Source organism: Bacillus cereus group sp. MYBK30-2 (assembly GCF_051915945.1).
GTDB classification, from domain to species: domain Bacteria; phylum Bacillota; class Bacilli; order Bacillales; family Bacillaceae_G; genus Bacillus_A; species Bacillus_A paramycoides.
The window spans coordinates 1-15,556 of sequence record NZ_JBQAFR010000017.1 but is presented as its reverse complement, the minus strand read 5'-3'; the positions used below and the strand labels follow the sequence as shown (position 1 = coordinate 15,556).

The following is a 15,556-nucleotide window of genomic DNA, read 5'->3' as shown; positions in this document are numbered from 1 at the left end:
CAGGTTCAAATCCTGTCCCCGCAACCAAATGGTCCCGTGGTGTAGTGGTTAACATGCCTGCCTGTCACGCAGGAGATCGCCGGTTCGACCCCGGTCGGGACCGCCATTTTATATAAAGAAAAGAACGAAACAAGTTGTTTCGTATTTTTTTATTTGTTTTAACAAAACTAATAAAGACAGTCAAACTATCCTTAGGAAAACTCCTAAGGACTTTTTTATATATTCAAAACCTGTATAATAAAGAGCAGAGAACATTGTGAGTAAAGTAGGTGAAGTCTGTGAGTAAATATGAAATAACAACAAAATCTTCCGAAGAAACCCAGAGATTATCAGAAAAATTAGGGGGACTTGTAAAGGCACAAGATGTAATTATTTTAGAAGGTGATCTTGGAGCTGGCAAGACGACTTTTACAAAAGGATTAGCAAAAGGTCTTGGAGTGAAAAGAGTCGTAAATAGTCCTACCTTCAATATTATTAAAGAATATAAAGGAAGATTACCGCTATATCATATGGACGTGTATCGTTTAGCGGAAAGTGAGGAAGATTTAGGATTTGATGAGTATTTCTATGGTGAAGGGATTACAGTAGTAGAATGGGCTCATTTAATAGAAGCATATTTACCGAATGAGAAGTTACAAATTAGCTTATTCCATGCTGGAGACGATACAAGGAAAATTGTACTCGAGCCAATTGGAAATCGCTATATTAGATTATGTGAGGAGCTATTACAAGATGAAAGTACTAGCAATTGATACTTCAAATTACGTAATGGGCGTATCCCTTATTGAGGAAGACAACGTGATTGGGGAAATCATTACAAATTTAACAAAAAACCATTCTGTACGCCTTATGCCAGCTGTAGAACAACTATTAAAAGAATGTGGTGTAAAACCGAAAGAATTGACTAAAATCGTTGTAGCAGCTGGACCAGGATCATATACAGGTGTTCGTATAGGGGTAACAGCTGCAAAAACATTAGCTTGGTCACTTCAAATACCGATTGTAGGTGTATCAAGTTTAGAAGTAGTGGCTGCAAACGGTGTTAATTTTAATGGATTAATCTGTCCTTTATTCGATGGACGACGTGGGCAAATTTATACTGGGTTATATACATATGAAGGAGAGAATTTAACTTCTATAGAAGAAGACCGAATTGTTCTTATTGTTGATTGGTTGCAAATGTTAAAAGATAAAGGGCAACCTGTTCTATTTATTGGTAACGATGTTAAATTGCATAAAGAAACAATTGTAGAACATTTAGGTGATCAAGCTGTATTTGCTCCATTTACTAAGAATAACCCAAGACCAAGTGAGTTAGCATTCTTAGGATTACAAAAAGAAGAGCAGGATGTGCATACGTTTGTTCCTAGTTACCTTCGTTTAGCCGAAGCTGAAACAAAATGGTTAGAAAGTCAAAAGAATTAGGGGTCTATAGAAAATGGATATGATATTTAGAAAGATGGCACTCGATGATATTGCTCAAATTGTAGCTATTGAAGAAGTATCTTTTTCAACTCCTTGGACTGCAGATGCCTTTCACCGTGAATTAGAGACGAATGAACATGCACATTATGTTGTGTTAGAAAAAGATGGTCTCGTAATTGGATATTGTGGATTGTGGATAATTCTTGATGAATCACATATAACAAATATAGCTATCCTGCCAGAATACAGAGGTCAAAAGCTAGGAGATGCCTTATTGAAAGAAGTCATTTCTGAAGCGAAAGGATTAGGAGTAAAAACAATGACGCTTGAAGTACGCGTGTCAAATGAAGTAGCAAAGCAGTTATACAGGAAATACGGATTTCAAAATGGTGGGATTCGTAAACGATACTATGCAGACAATCAGGAAGATGGTCTTGTAATGTGGGTGAATATATAATGGAAAAAAATACGATTATACTTGGTATTGAAACAAGCTGTGATGAGACAGCGGTAGCGGTTGTTAAAAATGGAACGGAAATCATTGCGAACGTCGTTGCATCACAAATTGAAAGTCATAAGCGTTTTGGCGGAGTTGTACCAGAGATTGCATCCCGTCATCATGTAGAAGAAATTACAGTTGTGTTAGAAGAAGCTTTAAAAGAAGCGAACATCACTTTTGAGGATATTGATGCAATTGCTGTAACGGAAGGGCCAGGTTTGGTTGGTGCGCTTTTAATAGGTGTAAATGCAGCAAAAGCAGTGGCCTTTGCTCATGATATTCCTCTAGTTGGTGTTCATCATATCGCTGGCCATATTTATGCGAACCGTTTAGTAAAAGAAGTGCAATTCCCGTTACTATCACTTGTTGTATCTGGTGGGCATACAGAGCTCGTTTATATGAAAGAACATGGTTCATTTGAAGTGATTGGTGAAACGCGAGATGATGCAGCGGGAGAAGCTTACGATAAAGTGGCCCGTACATTATCAATGCCTTATCCAGGTGGTCCTCATATTGATCGCCTTGCGCATGAAGGAAAACCAACAATTGATTTGCCTCGTGCGTGGCTAGAACCTGATTCGTATGATTTCAGCTTTAGTGGATTAAAATCAGCAGTTATCAACACTGTGCATAACGCAAAACAACGCGGTATAGAAATTGCACCGGAAGATTTAGCAGCAAGTTTCCAAGAGAGCGTAATAGATGTACTTGTAACGAAAGCGTCTCGTGCAGCAGATGCTTATAATGTAAAGCAAGTGCTTCTTGCTGGTGGAGTAGCTGCTAATAAAGGGCTTCGTGCACGTTTAGAGGCAGAATTTGCACAAAAAGAAAATATTGAGCTAATTATTCCGCCTCTATCTTTATGCACAGATAATGCAGCGATGATTGCGGCTGCAGGTACAATTGCATACGAACAAGGAAAACGCGCGACATTAGCTTTAAATGCAAATCCAGGATTAGATATTGAAGCATAGTTATACACAAAATTAACCACAGATTGTGGATAAAACCCGTATTATCTGTTGATAATACGGGTTTTTTTGTGTACATAAAATGTGTATAACTTTTCGTTCGGTTGTGGATAATGTGGAAAAGTTATTTGGGGGTTTATATTATAAAGGTGGATATGTGCATAAACTTGTGGATAAATCAGGTGAAGTCTGACCTTTAAATATATTCTTTTTGGGGAAATAAAAAACAAGGTAACTTTAGTCAATTAAGTTACCTTGTTAGAGCTATTTTATAAATGTAGTTCTTCCCATTCTGCCATACAAGCTTCAAGTTGTTCTTGTAGTGTGTGCTTTTTAGTTGTAATTTCACTAGCCTTTTCATAATCTGCATATATTTCTGGTAAGCAAAGCTGATCTTCTAATGTAGCAATTTCTTCTTCTAAGCCTAAGATATTTTGTTCTAGTTCTTCAATTTTTCGAGTACGTTGACGCTCTAACTTTTTGCGTTCTTTTTCTTCGAGATAATTTAATTTTTCTTGTGCAACTACTTTTTGAACAGGTACTTCATCTTCTTGTTGTTCAAATTCTGCACGCTCAATCATTTCATTTTTCTTTTCAACGTAGTAATCGTAATCACCTAAATATTCTTGTGCACCTTCTGTTGATAACTCAACAACGGTTGTCGTTACGCGATTAATAAAGTAGCGGTCATGTGAGACGAATAGAAGAGTACCTGGATAATCAATTAAAGCATTCTCCAAAATTTCTTTACTATTTAAATCAAGATGGTTCGTTGGCTCATCGAGAATTAATAAATTTGATTTTTGCATCATGAGTTTTGCAAGAGCTAATCGAGCCTTTTGTCCACCACTAAGAGAAGATACTGGTTTTAATACATCATCCCCTGTAAATAAAAAGTTGCCTAGTATAGTGCGAATTTCTTTTTCGGGTTGCAGGGGATATTCATCCCATAGTTCATTTAAAACTCGCTTAGAAGATGTTAAGTTGGCTTGCTCTTGATCATAATAACCAACAGATACATTTGATCCGAAAGCAACGTCTCCGTGTAATAGCTGTAACTTATTCACAATGGATTTTAATAATGTGGATTTTCCAATTCCGTTCGGTCCAACTAATGCAACACTGTCACCGCGAGTTAAGCGCATATTTACATGTTCAATAATCGGTTCCTCGTCATAGCCAATAGTTGCATCTTTTACTTGCAAAACATCATTTCCACTTTGTTTTTCAATATCGAAGTGGAAGGAGGCTGATTTAGAATCACCTAATGGTCTAGTTAATAATTCCATTCTGTCTAATTGTTTACGGCGACTTTGAGCGCGTTTCGTCGTAGATGCACGAGCGATATTTTTTTGAACAAAGTCTTCAAGTTTAGCGATTTCATCTTGTTGTTTTTCATAACGTTTCATCTCTTGCTCATATAATGCTGATTTTAAGTCTAAATATTTACTGTAGTTACCAACAAATCGTCTGCTTTCCTTATTAGAAATTTCGTATACTTGTGTAACGAGTTTATCTAAGAAATAGCGATCATGGGAAACGATTAAAATCGCACCAGGATAACCTTGTAAATATTGTTCAAGCCACGTTAGTGTTTCAATGTCCAAATGGTTTGTAGGCTCGTCTAAAATAAGTAAGTCTGGTTTAGTTAATAATAATTTCCCAAGAGCTAAGCGTGTTTTTTGTCCACCACTTAATGTAGAAATTGTCGTCTGGTGCGTTTCAACTGGGAAGCCAAGACCACTTAAAATTGAGCGGATATCCGCTTCGTACTGATAACCACCTTGATCTTTATAATCTAATTGTAATTGGTCATAATCAGCTAATAATCTCTCATATGTAGCCGCATTTGAAAAGTTTTCTTCTTTTCCCATCTCTTGCTCTAGCCTTCGAAGTTTTGTCTCCATTTGCTGTAGATGTGTAAAGACGGTTAACATTTCATCCCAAATTGTTAAAGATGTTTCTAATCCGGTATTTTGAGCTAAATACCCAATTGAGACATCTTTCGGCTTTATAATTTCACCACCATCATGAGATAACTCTCCGGCAATTATTTTTAATAATGTAGATTTCCCGGCCCCATTTCGGCCGACTAATGCGATACGATCTTTTGTTTGTACTTCCAATTTTATGTTTGCAAGAATTGTTTCTGCACCGTATAATTTCGAAAGCCCATTCACTTGTAATAAAATCAATGTTTTCACCTCAAATAATTTCTTAACTTTGCCATGTTTATATTTCTCAATCATACTAAAAATAGTGTATAGTTTAAAATAAAGAGAGAATACTTCTTCTCTTTATTATACAAGGAAATTCATGAGTGCTAAACTTCTGAATTTGATTCAAGTATATGAATAAAGATAGGAAGAGAGGAGAGGTTATATGGATCAGCAGAAAATTCCACAGGCCACTGCTAAACGATTGCCTCTATACTATCGATTTATCCAAAACTTATCTCTTTCTGGTAAGCAACGTGTTTCATCAGCCGAATTGAGTGAAGCGGTAAAGGTTGATTCCGCAACTATTCGAAGAGATTTCTCATACTTTGGAGCGTTAGGGAAAAAAGGGTATGGATATAACGTGAATTATTTATTATCATTTTTCCGTGAAACACTTGACCAAGATGATATTACACGTGTAGCGCTTATTGGAGTAGGTAATTTAGGGACCGCTTTCTTACATTATAATTTCACGAAAAACAATAATACAAAAATTGAAATGGCGTTTGACGTTAGTGAAGAGAAAGTTGGAACAGAAATCGGAGGAATTCCTGTATATCATTTAGATGAATTAGAGGAGCGTTTATCAACTGATATACAAGTGGCAATATTAACGGTACCCGCTACAGTAGCGCAAGCTGTGGCAGATAGATTGGCAGAAACGAACGTGCATGGTATTTTAAATTTCACGCCAGCACGATTAAATGTGTCAGAGAATATAAGAATTCATCATATTGATCTAGCTGTAGAGTTACAAACGCTTGTTTACTTTTTGAAAAATTATCCACAATAAAACGCAGAGGAGACAACCTCTGCGTTTTATTATTGTTTTTTCTTTGTGAATTTAACTAAGATAAGGCGAAGTGCCAAATTGAAATCAATTGTTGCCATAACTGCAAATAGTATTGTCCACATATTCCAGATTGTATCTGTCACGTTCGTAATGGCGAAGCGTGTGAAGACACACCCAAGAAGGAAGTACAATGCAGCCATGAACAATGGTGAGTTTCTCATATTAAAAATCCTCCGATAAAGCCTTGCATTTTTTCAGCTTCTTTAATCATTTCTTGAATGTGCTCATTACTTACTACAACTTGAGCGACTGCAACTAATGTATTCATTGCAACATGAGCTGCAATAGGAACGATAATTCGTTTCGTTTTTACGTATAAAAAGGCGAATACGAGCCCCATAGAAGTGTATACCAATAAGTGAGTAAAATCAAAATGAATCGCCGCGAATACAAGCGAACTAATGATAGCTGCAATAAAGAAGTTAAACTTCTTATAAAGTGTGCCAAATAAAATTTTTCTAAATACGATTTCTTCTAAAATAGGCCCTATTATAGATATAACAATAAGGAACCAAGGTGTCGTTCTTGCGATGTCCATAAGCCTTGCTGTATTCTCAGATCCAGGTGTAATCCCTAATAAACGCATTTCAATCATACCGGCAATACTTTGTGAGAACAGTGCTAAGAAGAACCCGATAATAATCCATCCAATTGTAGCTGGAGCAGAAGAGCGCATTTTATCTAAATGCCGGTCACGAATATCTGTTTTAAGTAACCAAAGTACGATACATAATGCAATAAAGAAGCTAATGATTGCCCAATGGCCAGTTATGATTTGACCTTTTTCCTCAATGGTAAATTCTCTATTATCATAGAGGCCTGTTTTTAGGAGAAGTGGTAATCCAACAATCCCAGATAACTGCATTAAAATGTATGTAACGATAATCCACCAATATTGTTTCTTCAAATGGCTTAACCATCCTTTCTAACTCTAGTGTATGAGATAAGGTAGGATAACATGTAAATATCCTATCTGTGATATAAACGTTCAATCGTATTATGATTTTTTTGTAAATCTGTATTTAAAAATGAAATAGGAGACAGGAAAAAGTTGTACGTGTAGCGAAAACAACTTAGGGTGTCTTTCATATTGTAACATACGAGAAGTGGAAACAACGATTCATATAGTAAAGGTAGTAGAAGAAACAACAATTCTATATAGAAACGTTTATATAGTAATTTGCGAAAAAATTATGATTTTTTTACTTGCAAAAGAAATTGAGATTATTTATTATTATAAGTGTGTTAGCACTCGGGAGAGTTGAGTGCTAATAAATAAAATTTACATAACAAAATGAGGAGGTTATTGTTCATGCTAAAGCCATTAGGTGATCGCGTTGTAATTGAACTTGTTCAAGCAGAAGAAAAAACAGCAAGTGGTATTGTATTACCAGACACTGCAAAAGAAAAACCACAAGAGGGTAAAGTTATTGCAGTAGGTACTGGTCGAGTGCTTGAAAATGGTGAGCGTGTTGCTTTAGAGGTAGCAGCAGGTGATCTTATCATCTTCTCAAAATATGCAGGTACTGAAGTGAAATACGAAGGTACAGACTACTTGATTTTACGTGAAAGTGACATTTTAGCAATTATTGGTTAATTATATACATTTAAAAATTCAAGGGGGTCAATTATTATGGCAAAAGATATTAAATTTAGTGAAGAAGCACGTCGTTCGATGCTTCGCGGTGTCGACACTCTTGCAAACGCAGTAAAAGTAACACTTGGACCAAAAGGTCGTAACGTTGTACTTGAGAAAAAATTCGGTTCACCACTTATTACAAATGATGGTGTAACAATTGCAAAAGAAATCGAATTAGAAGATGCATTCGAAAACATGGGTGCGAAATTAGTAGCAGAAGTTGCTAGTAAAACAAATGACGTAGCTGGTGATGGAACGACAACTGCAACTGTATTGGCGCAAGCTATGATTCGTGAAGGTTTAAAAAACGTAACAGCTGGTGCTAACCCAATGGGTCTTCGTAAAGGTATCGAAAAAGCTGTTACTGTTGCAATTGAAGAATTAAAAACGATTTCTAAACCAATCGAAGGTAAATCTTCAATCGCACAAGTAGCTGCTATTTCTGCTGCTGACGAAGAAGTAGGTCAATTAATCGCTGAAGCAATGGAGCGCGTTGGTAACGACGGCGTTATTACTTTAGAAGAATCTAAAGGATTCACAACAGAATTAGACGTAGTAGAAGGTATGCAATTTGATCGTGGATATGCATCTCCTTACATGATTACTGATTCTGACAAAATGGAAGCAGTTCTTGATAACCCATACATCTTAATTACTGATAAGAAGATTTCTAACATCCAAGAAATCTTACCAGTATTAGAGCAAGTGGTACAACAAGGTAAACCACTTCTTATCATTGCTGAAGATGTAGAAGGCGAAGCGTTAGCTACATTAGTAGTGAACAAACTTCGTGGTACATTCAATGTAGTAGCTGTTAAAGCTCCTGGATTTGGTGACCGTCGTAAAGCAATGCTAGAAGATATCGCAATCTTAACTGGTGGCGAAGTAATCACTGAAGAATTAGGACGTGACTTAAAATCTGCTACAGTTGCATCTTTAGGACGCGCTGGTAAAATTGTTGTAACGAAAGAAAACACAACTGTAGTTGAAGGTATTGGAAATGCACAACAAATCGAAGCTCGCATCGGTCAAATCCGTGCGCAATTAGAAGAAACAACTTCTGAATTCGATCGTGAAAAATTACAAGAGCGTCTTGCAAAACTTGCAGGTGGCGTAGCAGTAATTAAAGTAGGTGCAGCAACTGAAACTGAGTTAAAAGAGCGCAAACTTCGCATTGAAGATGCACTTAACTCAACTCGTGCAGCAGTAGAAGAAGGTATCGTTGCAGGTGGTGGTACTTCACTTATGAACGTATACACGAAAGTAGCTTCTATCGTAGCTGAAGGCGACGAAGCAACAGGTATCAACATCGTACTTCGTGCGTTAGAAGAGCCGGTTCGTCAAATCGCAATCAACGCTGGTCTAGAAGGATCTGTAGTTGTAGAGCGCCTAAAAGGCGAAAAAGTAGGCGTTGGTTTCAACGCAGCTACTGGCGAATGGGTAAACATGCTTGAGTCTGGTATCGTAGATCCAGCAAAAGTAACTCGTTCTGCACTTCAAAACGCAGCATCTGTTGCAGCTATGTTCTTAACAACTGAAGCTGTAGTTGCTGATAAGCCAGAACCAAATGCACCAGCAATGCCTGACATGGGCGGCATGGGCATGGGTGGTATGGGCGGAATGATGTAATTCCGTTCGCTCGAAAAACATCCACTTCTATATAGAAGTGGATGTTTTTTTGTGTTTTTGAGAAAAGGAAAATAATTTCTGTAGAATTTTGTCGCTTTCTCTCTTGACCATATTGATACTTCATTGTTAGAATCTAGGAAGATAATATAAAACGATCCTTCATATATCCTCAATGATATGGTTTGAGAGTCTCTACCGGGTTACCGCAAACAACCTGACTATGAAGGCAGTGTGTCTTATATTTATAAAGAGCGGAGACTATCTTTCTTTATAAAGCCAGACCCCTGCCTTTTCTTTGTTATGAGACTAGAGGCGGAGGACTGGCTTTTTTTATTATATTGGTAATGCTTTTCGCCAAATTGGTGAAAATATTTATATACGAGAACTAACGTTGGGGTGATTATTTTGAAGAAGCAACACGATACAATTATCGTTTTAGATTTTGGGAGTCAGTACAATCAGTTAATAGCACGTCGAATTCGTGAGTTCGGTGTATACAGTGAACTTCATCCGCATACAATTACTGCAGAAGAAATTAAAGCAATGAATCCAAAAGGGATTATTTTCTCAGGTGGACCAAACAGTGTATACGGTGAAGGTGCATTACATTGTGATGAAAAAATCTTTGAACTAGGATTACCGATTTTCGGTATTTGTTACGGTATGCAGCTTATGACACAACACTTCGGTGGTAAAGTAGAGCGTGCAAACCACCGTGAGTACGGAAAAGCTGTTCTTAAAGTAGAGAACGAATCAAAATTATATGCGAACCTTCCAGAAGAGCAAGTTGTATGGATGAGTCATGGTGACTTAGTAACTGGTTTACCTGAAGGATTCGTAGTAGATGCAACAAGTGAGTCTTGTCCAATTGCTGGTATGAGCAATGAAGAGAAAAACTTATACGGTGTACAATTCCACCCAGAAGTACGTCACTCTGAGCACGGTAACGATTTAATTAAAAACTTCGTATTCGGCGTATGTGGTTGTTCTGAAGGATGGAACATGGAGAACTTTATCGAAGTAGAATTAGAGAAGATCCGTGAAACTGTTGGAGACAAAAAAGTACTATGCGCACTTAGTGGCGGTGTAGACTCTTCTGTTGTAGCAGTATTAATTCATAAAGCAATCGGTGACCAATTAACATGTATTTTCGTTGACCACGGCTTACTTCGTAAAGGTGAAGCAGAAGGCGTTATGAAAACATTTAGCGAAGGCTTCCATATGAACGTTATTAAAGTGGATGCACAAGAACGCTTCATGAACAAGTTAAAAGGTGTAGAAGATCCAGAACAAAAACGTAAAATTATCGGTAACGAATTCATTTACGTATTTGATGATGAAGCTTCTAAATTACAAGGTATGGACTTCTTAGCGCAAGGTACACTTTACACAGACATCGTTGAAAGTGGTACAGCAACTGCACAAACAATTAAATCTCACCATAACGTTGGTGGACTTCCAGAAGACATGCAGTTCAAATTAATTGAGCCTTTAAACACTTTATTTAAAGATGAAGTACGCGTATTAGGATCAGAACTAGGAATTCCTGATGAAATCGTATGGCGTCAACCATTCCCAGGTCCAGGACTTGGTATTCGTGTATTAGGTGAAATCACAGAAGAGAAATTAGAAATCGTTCGTGAATCTGATGCGATTTTACGTGAAGAAATTATAAAAGCAGGATTAGACCGCGAAATCTGGCAATACTTCACTGCGCTTCCTGGTATGCGTAGCGTAGGTGTTATGGGTGACGAGCGTACTTACGATTACACAGTAGGTATCCGTGCGGTAACATCTATCGACGGTATGACAGCTGACTGGGCACGTATCCCTTGGGACGTATTAGAGAAAATCTCTGTACGTATCGTAAACGAAGTAAAACACGTTAACCGTATCGTGTATGATGTAACGAGTAAGCCACCAGCAACTATCGAGTGGGAATAGTATTATAATAAAAAAGATCCATCTATCGTTTATGTATAGATGGATCTTTTTGTTTTTGCTATTAATACGAACGAAATTAAGGTAATTTATAAAAATGTTCGTTTTTAAATTGACAAAACCACCGCCTCGAGTTAATATGATTATGTAATTGATACGAAAAGTGAATATTATAGCCGTCGTATAATATCGGGGATATGGCCCGAAAGTTTCTACCTAGCTACCGTAAATGGCTTGACTACGAGGCGTTTTTATAAAGATGAGGGGAAACTTGTCTTTGTTTATAGAACGCTTCCATGTATATGCAATGGAAGCCTTTTTTATTTTTATAGATAAAAGAGGGCTAGGGTGAAATGCGGCGAGTAATCATATAACGGGGGAAACGTAGGATGAAACGCTATTTTCAGTTTGATGAGCTCGGTACGAATTATAAGACTGAGTTCATAGCAGGGTTAACGACATTTCTATCTATGGCTTACGTACTATTTGTCAATCCTGCTACGCTGTCACTTGGAAATGTTAAAGGGTTACCAGCAGGTACAGGGATGGATCCAGGTGCAGTATTCGTTGCTACAGCATTAGCAGCAGCGATTGGTTCGTTAATTATGGGTATTTTCGCAAAGTATCCAATTGCTTTAGCACCAGGTATGGGAATTAACGCGTTCTTTGCTTATACAGCAGTGTTAACGATGGGTATTCCATGGCAAACAGCAATTGCTGGAACATTAATGTCAGGTATTATCTTTATTATTCTTACTGCTTCAGGTATTCGTGAAAAGATCATTAATGCTATTCCAGCAGAGTTAAAATTTGCGGTAGCAGCAGGTATCGGATTATTCATTGCCTTCCTTGGATTTCAAAATGCCGGAATTATCGTAAAAAACGATGCAGTTCTTGTTGGATTGGGGGATTTAACAAAGGGCACAACGTTACTAGCGATTTTTGGAGTTGTTACTACAATCATTTTCATGATTAAGAAAATAAATGGTGCAGTTTTCTACGGTATGATCCTTACAGCAATCTTAGGAGTAGCAACTGGATTAATTGATACACCGAAAGCTGTAGTGGGAGCAATACCGAGTCTAGAACCAACGTTCGGGGTAGCGTTAACTCACTTTGGAGACATTTTCACTGTTCAAATGGGGATTGTTATTATAACGTTCTTCTTTATCGATTTCTTTGATACTGCAGGTACGCTTGTAGCGGTTGCGAATCAAGCAGGATTAATGAAGAACAATAAATTACCACGTGCAGGAAAAGCGTTATTTGCAGATGCGATAGCAACTGTAATTGGTGCAATTCTAGGTACATCTACTACGACGTCTTACATTGAATCGTCTGCGGGGGTAGCAGCGGGAGGGCGTTCTGGATTTACAGCAGTTGTAACAGCGGGATTCTTCTTGCTAGCACTTTTCTTCTCACCATTACTAAGTGTTGTGACGCCAGCTGTAACGGCGCCAGCTTTAATTATTGTAGGGATTTTAATGGTTTCTTCTTTAGGAGAAATTGATTGGAATAAATTCGAGATTGCAGTACCAGCTTTCTTTACAATCATTTCTATGCCACTTACGTATAGTATCGCAACAGGGATTGCGATTGGATTTATCTTCTATCCAATTACAATGGTTGTGAGTGGTCGCCGTAAAGAAGTTCATCCAATTATGTATGTTATGGGAGTTTTATTCGTACTATATTTCATCTACGTTCGTAAATAGAAGGGGTTTTTCAAAGGTCTAGACTTAAGGGGAGTCTAGACCTTTTTTGCGTCTTCAGAAAATCTTAAGGATTTCCGAGCGTTTTTCTTCAGAAGTTTTCCTATAATAGAAGTTAGGGATTAAAAAAGTGATGGGGGAGATATTGTGGCACACGAAACAATACTTGTCGTAGATGATGAAAAAGAAATTCGGAATTTAATTACGATCTATTTAAAGAATGAAGGATATAAAGTTTTACAGGCAGGGGACGGAGAAGAAGGGTTACGCATATTAGAAGAAAATGAAGTACATTTAGTCGTATTAGATATTATGATGCCGAAAGTAGATGGTATTCATATGTGTATGAAAGTAAGGGAAGCGAAAGAAATGCCGATTATTATGCTTTCGGCGAAAACGCAAGATATGGATAAAATTTTAGGGTTAACAACAGGTGCAGATGATTATGTAACGAAGCCGTTTAATCCGTTAGAATTGATCGCAAGAATTAAATCCCAGTTACGTCGTTATATGAAAATGAATGGTTTCGCTATACAAAATGAGGACGAGTTAGAAATTGGAGAGATGAAAATAAACATTTCGACCCATAAGGTTATTGTAGAAGGGGAAGAAGTAAAGCTAACTCCGAGGGAATTTTCAATTTTAGAATTGCTAGCCCGTAATCCAGGTATGGTCTTTAGCGCGGAGCAAATTTATGAAAAGGTTTGGAACGAACGATCTTTCCAGTCTGATAATACTGTAATGGTTCATATTCGAAAAGTACGTGAAAAGATTGAGGAGAATCCAAGGAAACCTAGATATATAAAAACAGTATGGGGAGTGGGGTATAAGATTGAAAAAGATATTTAATCCATTTACTTATGTGAGGAAAACAAGACAATTAATTGAGAAATTAGTAAAGAGCGTACGAAAGAGTATAAGAATTCAATTGGTTACTACTTTTGCTGCTTGTGCGTTATTAGGAGTTTTTTTTGCAAAGGGAGCTGCACCATTTTTTGAGAATGCGAATCGTCAAGCAACTATCGATTATCGGGCTGGTATGGAACAAATTAATTACCAAGCTCAAAGAGCGGCAAATAGTTCGGTTCATGAAAATAAATTAGAAGCTATATCCAATATGATCGAAATGGAGAATCAAAATTTAGAGCGAGGAAATAGAGCTTTAAAAATATTGGTTACGGATGAGAGTGGTAAAGTTTTATATAAAACGAAGCAGGCGCAAGAAGAGCAAATCGATTTGCATAATACGATTCGTAATGCAGCATCATTTGCGATCAACTATTCAAATGGTCGAAATGTATTTGAAAATACGAGAAAAGAATTTATAGCTTTTTCACCTATTACAATTGAAGGAAAGAATTTATACATGTTTGTTAGTGGGATTCCAGGTGGTGAAGTAATATATGATACGCAAGAAGGACCGTTTCCATTTTTCATAGGTGTACTTGTATTCATTTTCTCTTTCTTCTATATAACAAAGAGAAAGATGAAGCAAATTGAAGCGATGGCAGAAGGTGTAAAGGAAATAGAAAAGGGGAACTTAGCTTACCGTATTGAGAAAAAAGGTGAAGATGAGATTGCAGCTTTAACTGAGAATATTAACAATATGGCAGAAGAGCTTATGAATAATATAGAAAAAGAGCGTAAGTTAGAAAAGCAGAAAAACGAGCTTATTACGAATGTATCTCATGATTTACGTACGCCACTTACTTCTATTATGGGTTATTTACGATTACTTCGAGATTCTAAATATGAAAACAAAGAACAACATGATGAGTATACGAGAATTGCTTTTGCGAAGTCGGAACAGTTAAAGAATTTAATAGAAGATTTATTTGAGTATACGAAGTTAACGAATGAACAAGTTGTGTTAGAAAAACAAGAAGTATGTGTAAATGAGTTGCTTGAGCAATTAATAGAAGAGTTAGTACCACAGGCGGAAGAGCATGGACTTACATTTGTTAAGAAGTTTCCTGAGGAACGTGCCTATGCAGCGATTGATTCGGAAAAGATGGTCCGTGTATTTGATAATCTATTAATGAACGCGATTAAGTATAGTAAAGATGATGGGGAGATAAAAGTTTCTCTTCAAAGGCAGCGCCGGGATATACAAATTGTAATTGCGAATCATAGTGAAGAGTTTACGAGAGAAGAGTTAGCGAGTTTGTTTGAACGCTTTTATAAGAAAGATCAATCTAGAAGTAGAGTAACAGAAGGGTCGGGCCTTGGATTAGCTATTGCGAAAAGTATTGTTGAATTGCAAGGTGGTAGTATTCGAGCTGAATATGAGGATGGTATTATTCAATTTATCGTCTCGTTACCAATTATAGAAAAATAATAAATGAATAGAATGTTATATGATAAAAAGGCTTATTTTAAAAGAAATAAGTCTTTTTATATTTTTTTAGAAAAACATATTGACGATTAGAGTTTAGAGGTGTAGTATTATACGAGTCGCCGATAGCAACAACGCAGAAAGCGACAAACGAAATAAAAAAACTTAGTTGACATTGAAACATGAAAATGTTAACATAAGGGAGTCGCAAATGAGCGGCAAACAAGTTCTTTGAAAACTGAACGAAACAAACAACGTGAAACGTCAATTTTTATTTTTAGATGCTAGACAAACTAACTTTATTGGAGAGTTTGATCCTGGCTCAGGATGAAC

14 protein-coding genes, 1 tRNA gene and 2 riboswitches are annotated in these 15,556 nt (G+C 37.0%); of the genes, 12 read left to right on the top strand and 3 right to left on the bottom strand.

From position 1 onward, the window contains the following. Positions 1-30 precede the first annotated feature (30 nt). The 5 genes from ACTFQM_RS27120 to tsaD all read left to right on the top strand — a co-directional run bounded on the left by ACTFQM_RS27120 (position 31) and on the right by tsaD (position 2,898). Positions 31-106, top strand: a tRNA-Asp gene (locus ACTFQM_RS27120). Between the two features lie 172 nt (positions 107-278). After that, on the top strand, positions 279-752 hold the full coding sequence (gene tsaE, locus ACTFQM_RS27115) for a tRNA (adenosine(37)-N6)-threonylcarbamoyltransferase complex ATPase subunit type 1 TsaE (RefSeq protein WP_002113433.1): 474 nt from the start codon (positions 279-281) through the stop codon (positions 750-752). Then, positions 733-1,425, top strand: coding sequence for a tRNA (adenosine(37)-N6)-threonylcarbamoyltransferase complex dimerization subunit type 1 TsaB (tsaB, locus tag ACTFQM_RS27110; protein WP_098308531.1), 693 nt, complete (start codon positions 733-735; stop codon positions 1,423-1,425). Before tsaE ends, tsaB begins: the two co-directional genes overlap by 20 nt. 13 nt (positions 1,426-1,438) lie before the next feature. Then, positions 1,439-1,882, top strand: a complete 444-nt coding sequence (gene rimI, locus ACTFQM_RS27105) for a ribosomal protein S18-alanine N-acetyltransferase (RefSeq protein ID WP_327918201.1) — start codon at positions 1,439-1,441, stop codon at positions 1,880-1,882. Then, positions 1,882-2,898, top strand: a complete 1,017-nt coding sequence (gene tsaD / locus ACTFQM_RS27100) for a tRNA (adenosine(37)-N6)-threonylcarbamoyltransferase complex transferase subunit TsaD (RefSeq protein ID WP_025149411.1) — start codon at positions 1,882-1,884, stop codon at positions 2,896-2,898. Before rimI ends, tsaD begins: the two co-directional genes overlap by 1 nt. 266 nt (positions 2,899-3,164) lie before the next feature. On the opposite strand, the gene ACTFQM_RS27095 is transcribed toward tsaD, so the two are convergent. Beyond that, entirely contained in the window at positions 3,165-5,090 is a 1,926-nt protein-coding gene (locus tag ACTFQM_RS27095) for an ABC-F family ATP-binding cassette domain-containing protein (RefSeq protein ID WP_240184482.1), read from the bottom strand. Positions 5,091-5,277: 187 nt separating this feature from the next. Here ACTFQM_RS27095 and ACTFQM_RS27090 point away from each other — a divergent pair, with 187 nt between their 5' ends. Next, the gene (locus tag ACTFQM_RS27090) at positions 5,278-5,907 is read left to right on the top strand and encodes a redox-sensing transcriptional repressor Rex (RefSeq protein WP_002174584.1); all 630 of its coding nucleotides are present in this window, start codon (positions 5,278-5,280) and stop codon (positions 5,905-5,907) included. Between the two features lie 29 nt (positions 5,908-5,936). Here the strand turns inward: ACTFQM_RS27090 and ACTFQM_RS27085 are convergent, their stop codons facing one another. Together ACTFQM_RS27085 and ACTFQM_RS27080 are read right to left on the bottom strand one after the other, a co-directional pair. Next, positions 5,937-6,128, bottom strand: coding sequence for a YdiK family protein (locus ACTFQM_RS27085; protein ID WP_025149409.1), 192 nt, complete (start codon positions 6,126-6,128; stop codon positions 5,937-5,939). After that, positions 6,125-6,874 (bottom strand): CPBP family intramembrane glutamic endopeptidase, encoded by a 750-nt coding sequence (locus ACTFQM_RS27080; RefSeq protein ID WP_025149408.1) that lies wholly within the window; start codon positions 6,872-6,874, stop codon positions 6,125-6,127. The genes ACTFQM_RS27085 and ACTFQM_RS27080 overlap by 4 nt, the downstream gene beginning before the upstream one ends. A gap of 405 nt (positions 6,875-7,279) precedes the next feature. Here ACTFQM_RS27080 and groES point away from each other — a divergent pair, with 405 nt between their 5' ends. From groES to ampS, 6 genes are all read left to right on the top strand, one after another. Continuing rightward, positions 7,280-7,564, top strand: coding sequence for a co-chaperone GroES (gene groES / locus ACTFQM_RS27075; RefSeq protein ID WP_000917305.1), 285 nt, complete (start codon positions 7,280-7,282; stop codon positions 7,562-7,564). Positions 7,565-7,600: 36 nt separating this feature from the next. Next, a complete protein-coding gene (gene groL / locus ACTFQM_RS27070; protein WP_098308537.1) occupies positions 7,601-9,235 on the top strand; it encodes a chaperonin GroEL in 1,635 nt (544 codons plus the stop codon). Positions 9,236-9,374: 139 nt separating this feature from the next. Further along, positions 9,375-9,476: riboswitch (purine riboswitch) on the top strand. 164 nt (positions 9,477-9,640) lie between these two features. Continuing rightward, complete coding sequence (guaA, locus tag ACTFQM_RS27065; RefSeq protein WP_000743914.1) at positions 9,641-11,179, top strand: glutamine-hydrolyzing GMP synthase; 1,539 nt, start codon at positions 9,641-9,643, stop codon at positions 11,177-11,179. Positions 11,180-11,335: 156 nt separating this feature from the next. Continuing rightward, positions 11,336-11,437, top strand: a riboswitch (purine riboswitch). A 128-nt stretch (positions 11,438-11,565) separates the two neighbouring features. Then, positions 11,566-12,891 (top strand): NCS2 family permease, encoded by a 1,326-nt coding sequence (locus ACTFQM_RS27060; protein WP_025149406.1) that lies wholly within the window; start codon positions 11,566-11,568, stop codon positions 12,889-12,891. 144 nt (positions 12,892-13,035) lie between these two features. Then, the gene (locus ACTFQM_RS27055) at positions 13,036-13,737 is read left to right on the top strand and encodes a response regulator transcription factor (RefSeq protein ID WP_025149405.1); all 702 of its coding nucleotides are present in this window, start codon (positions 13,036-13,038) and stop codon (positions 13,735-13,737) included. After that, positions 13,721-15,226 carry an aminopeptidase AmpS gene (ampS, locus tag ACTFQM_RS27050; protein ID WP_440037008.1) on the top strand — a complete coding sequence of 502 codons (1,506 nt, stop codon included), beginning with the start codon at positions 13,721-13,723 and terminating at the stop codon, positions 15,224-15,226. Before ACTFQM_RS27055 ends, ampS begins: the two co-directional genes overlap by 17 nt. Positions 15,227-15,556 lie beyond the last annotated feature (330 nt).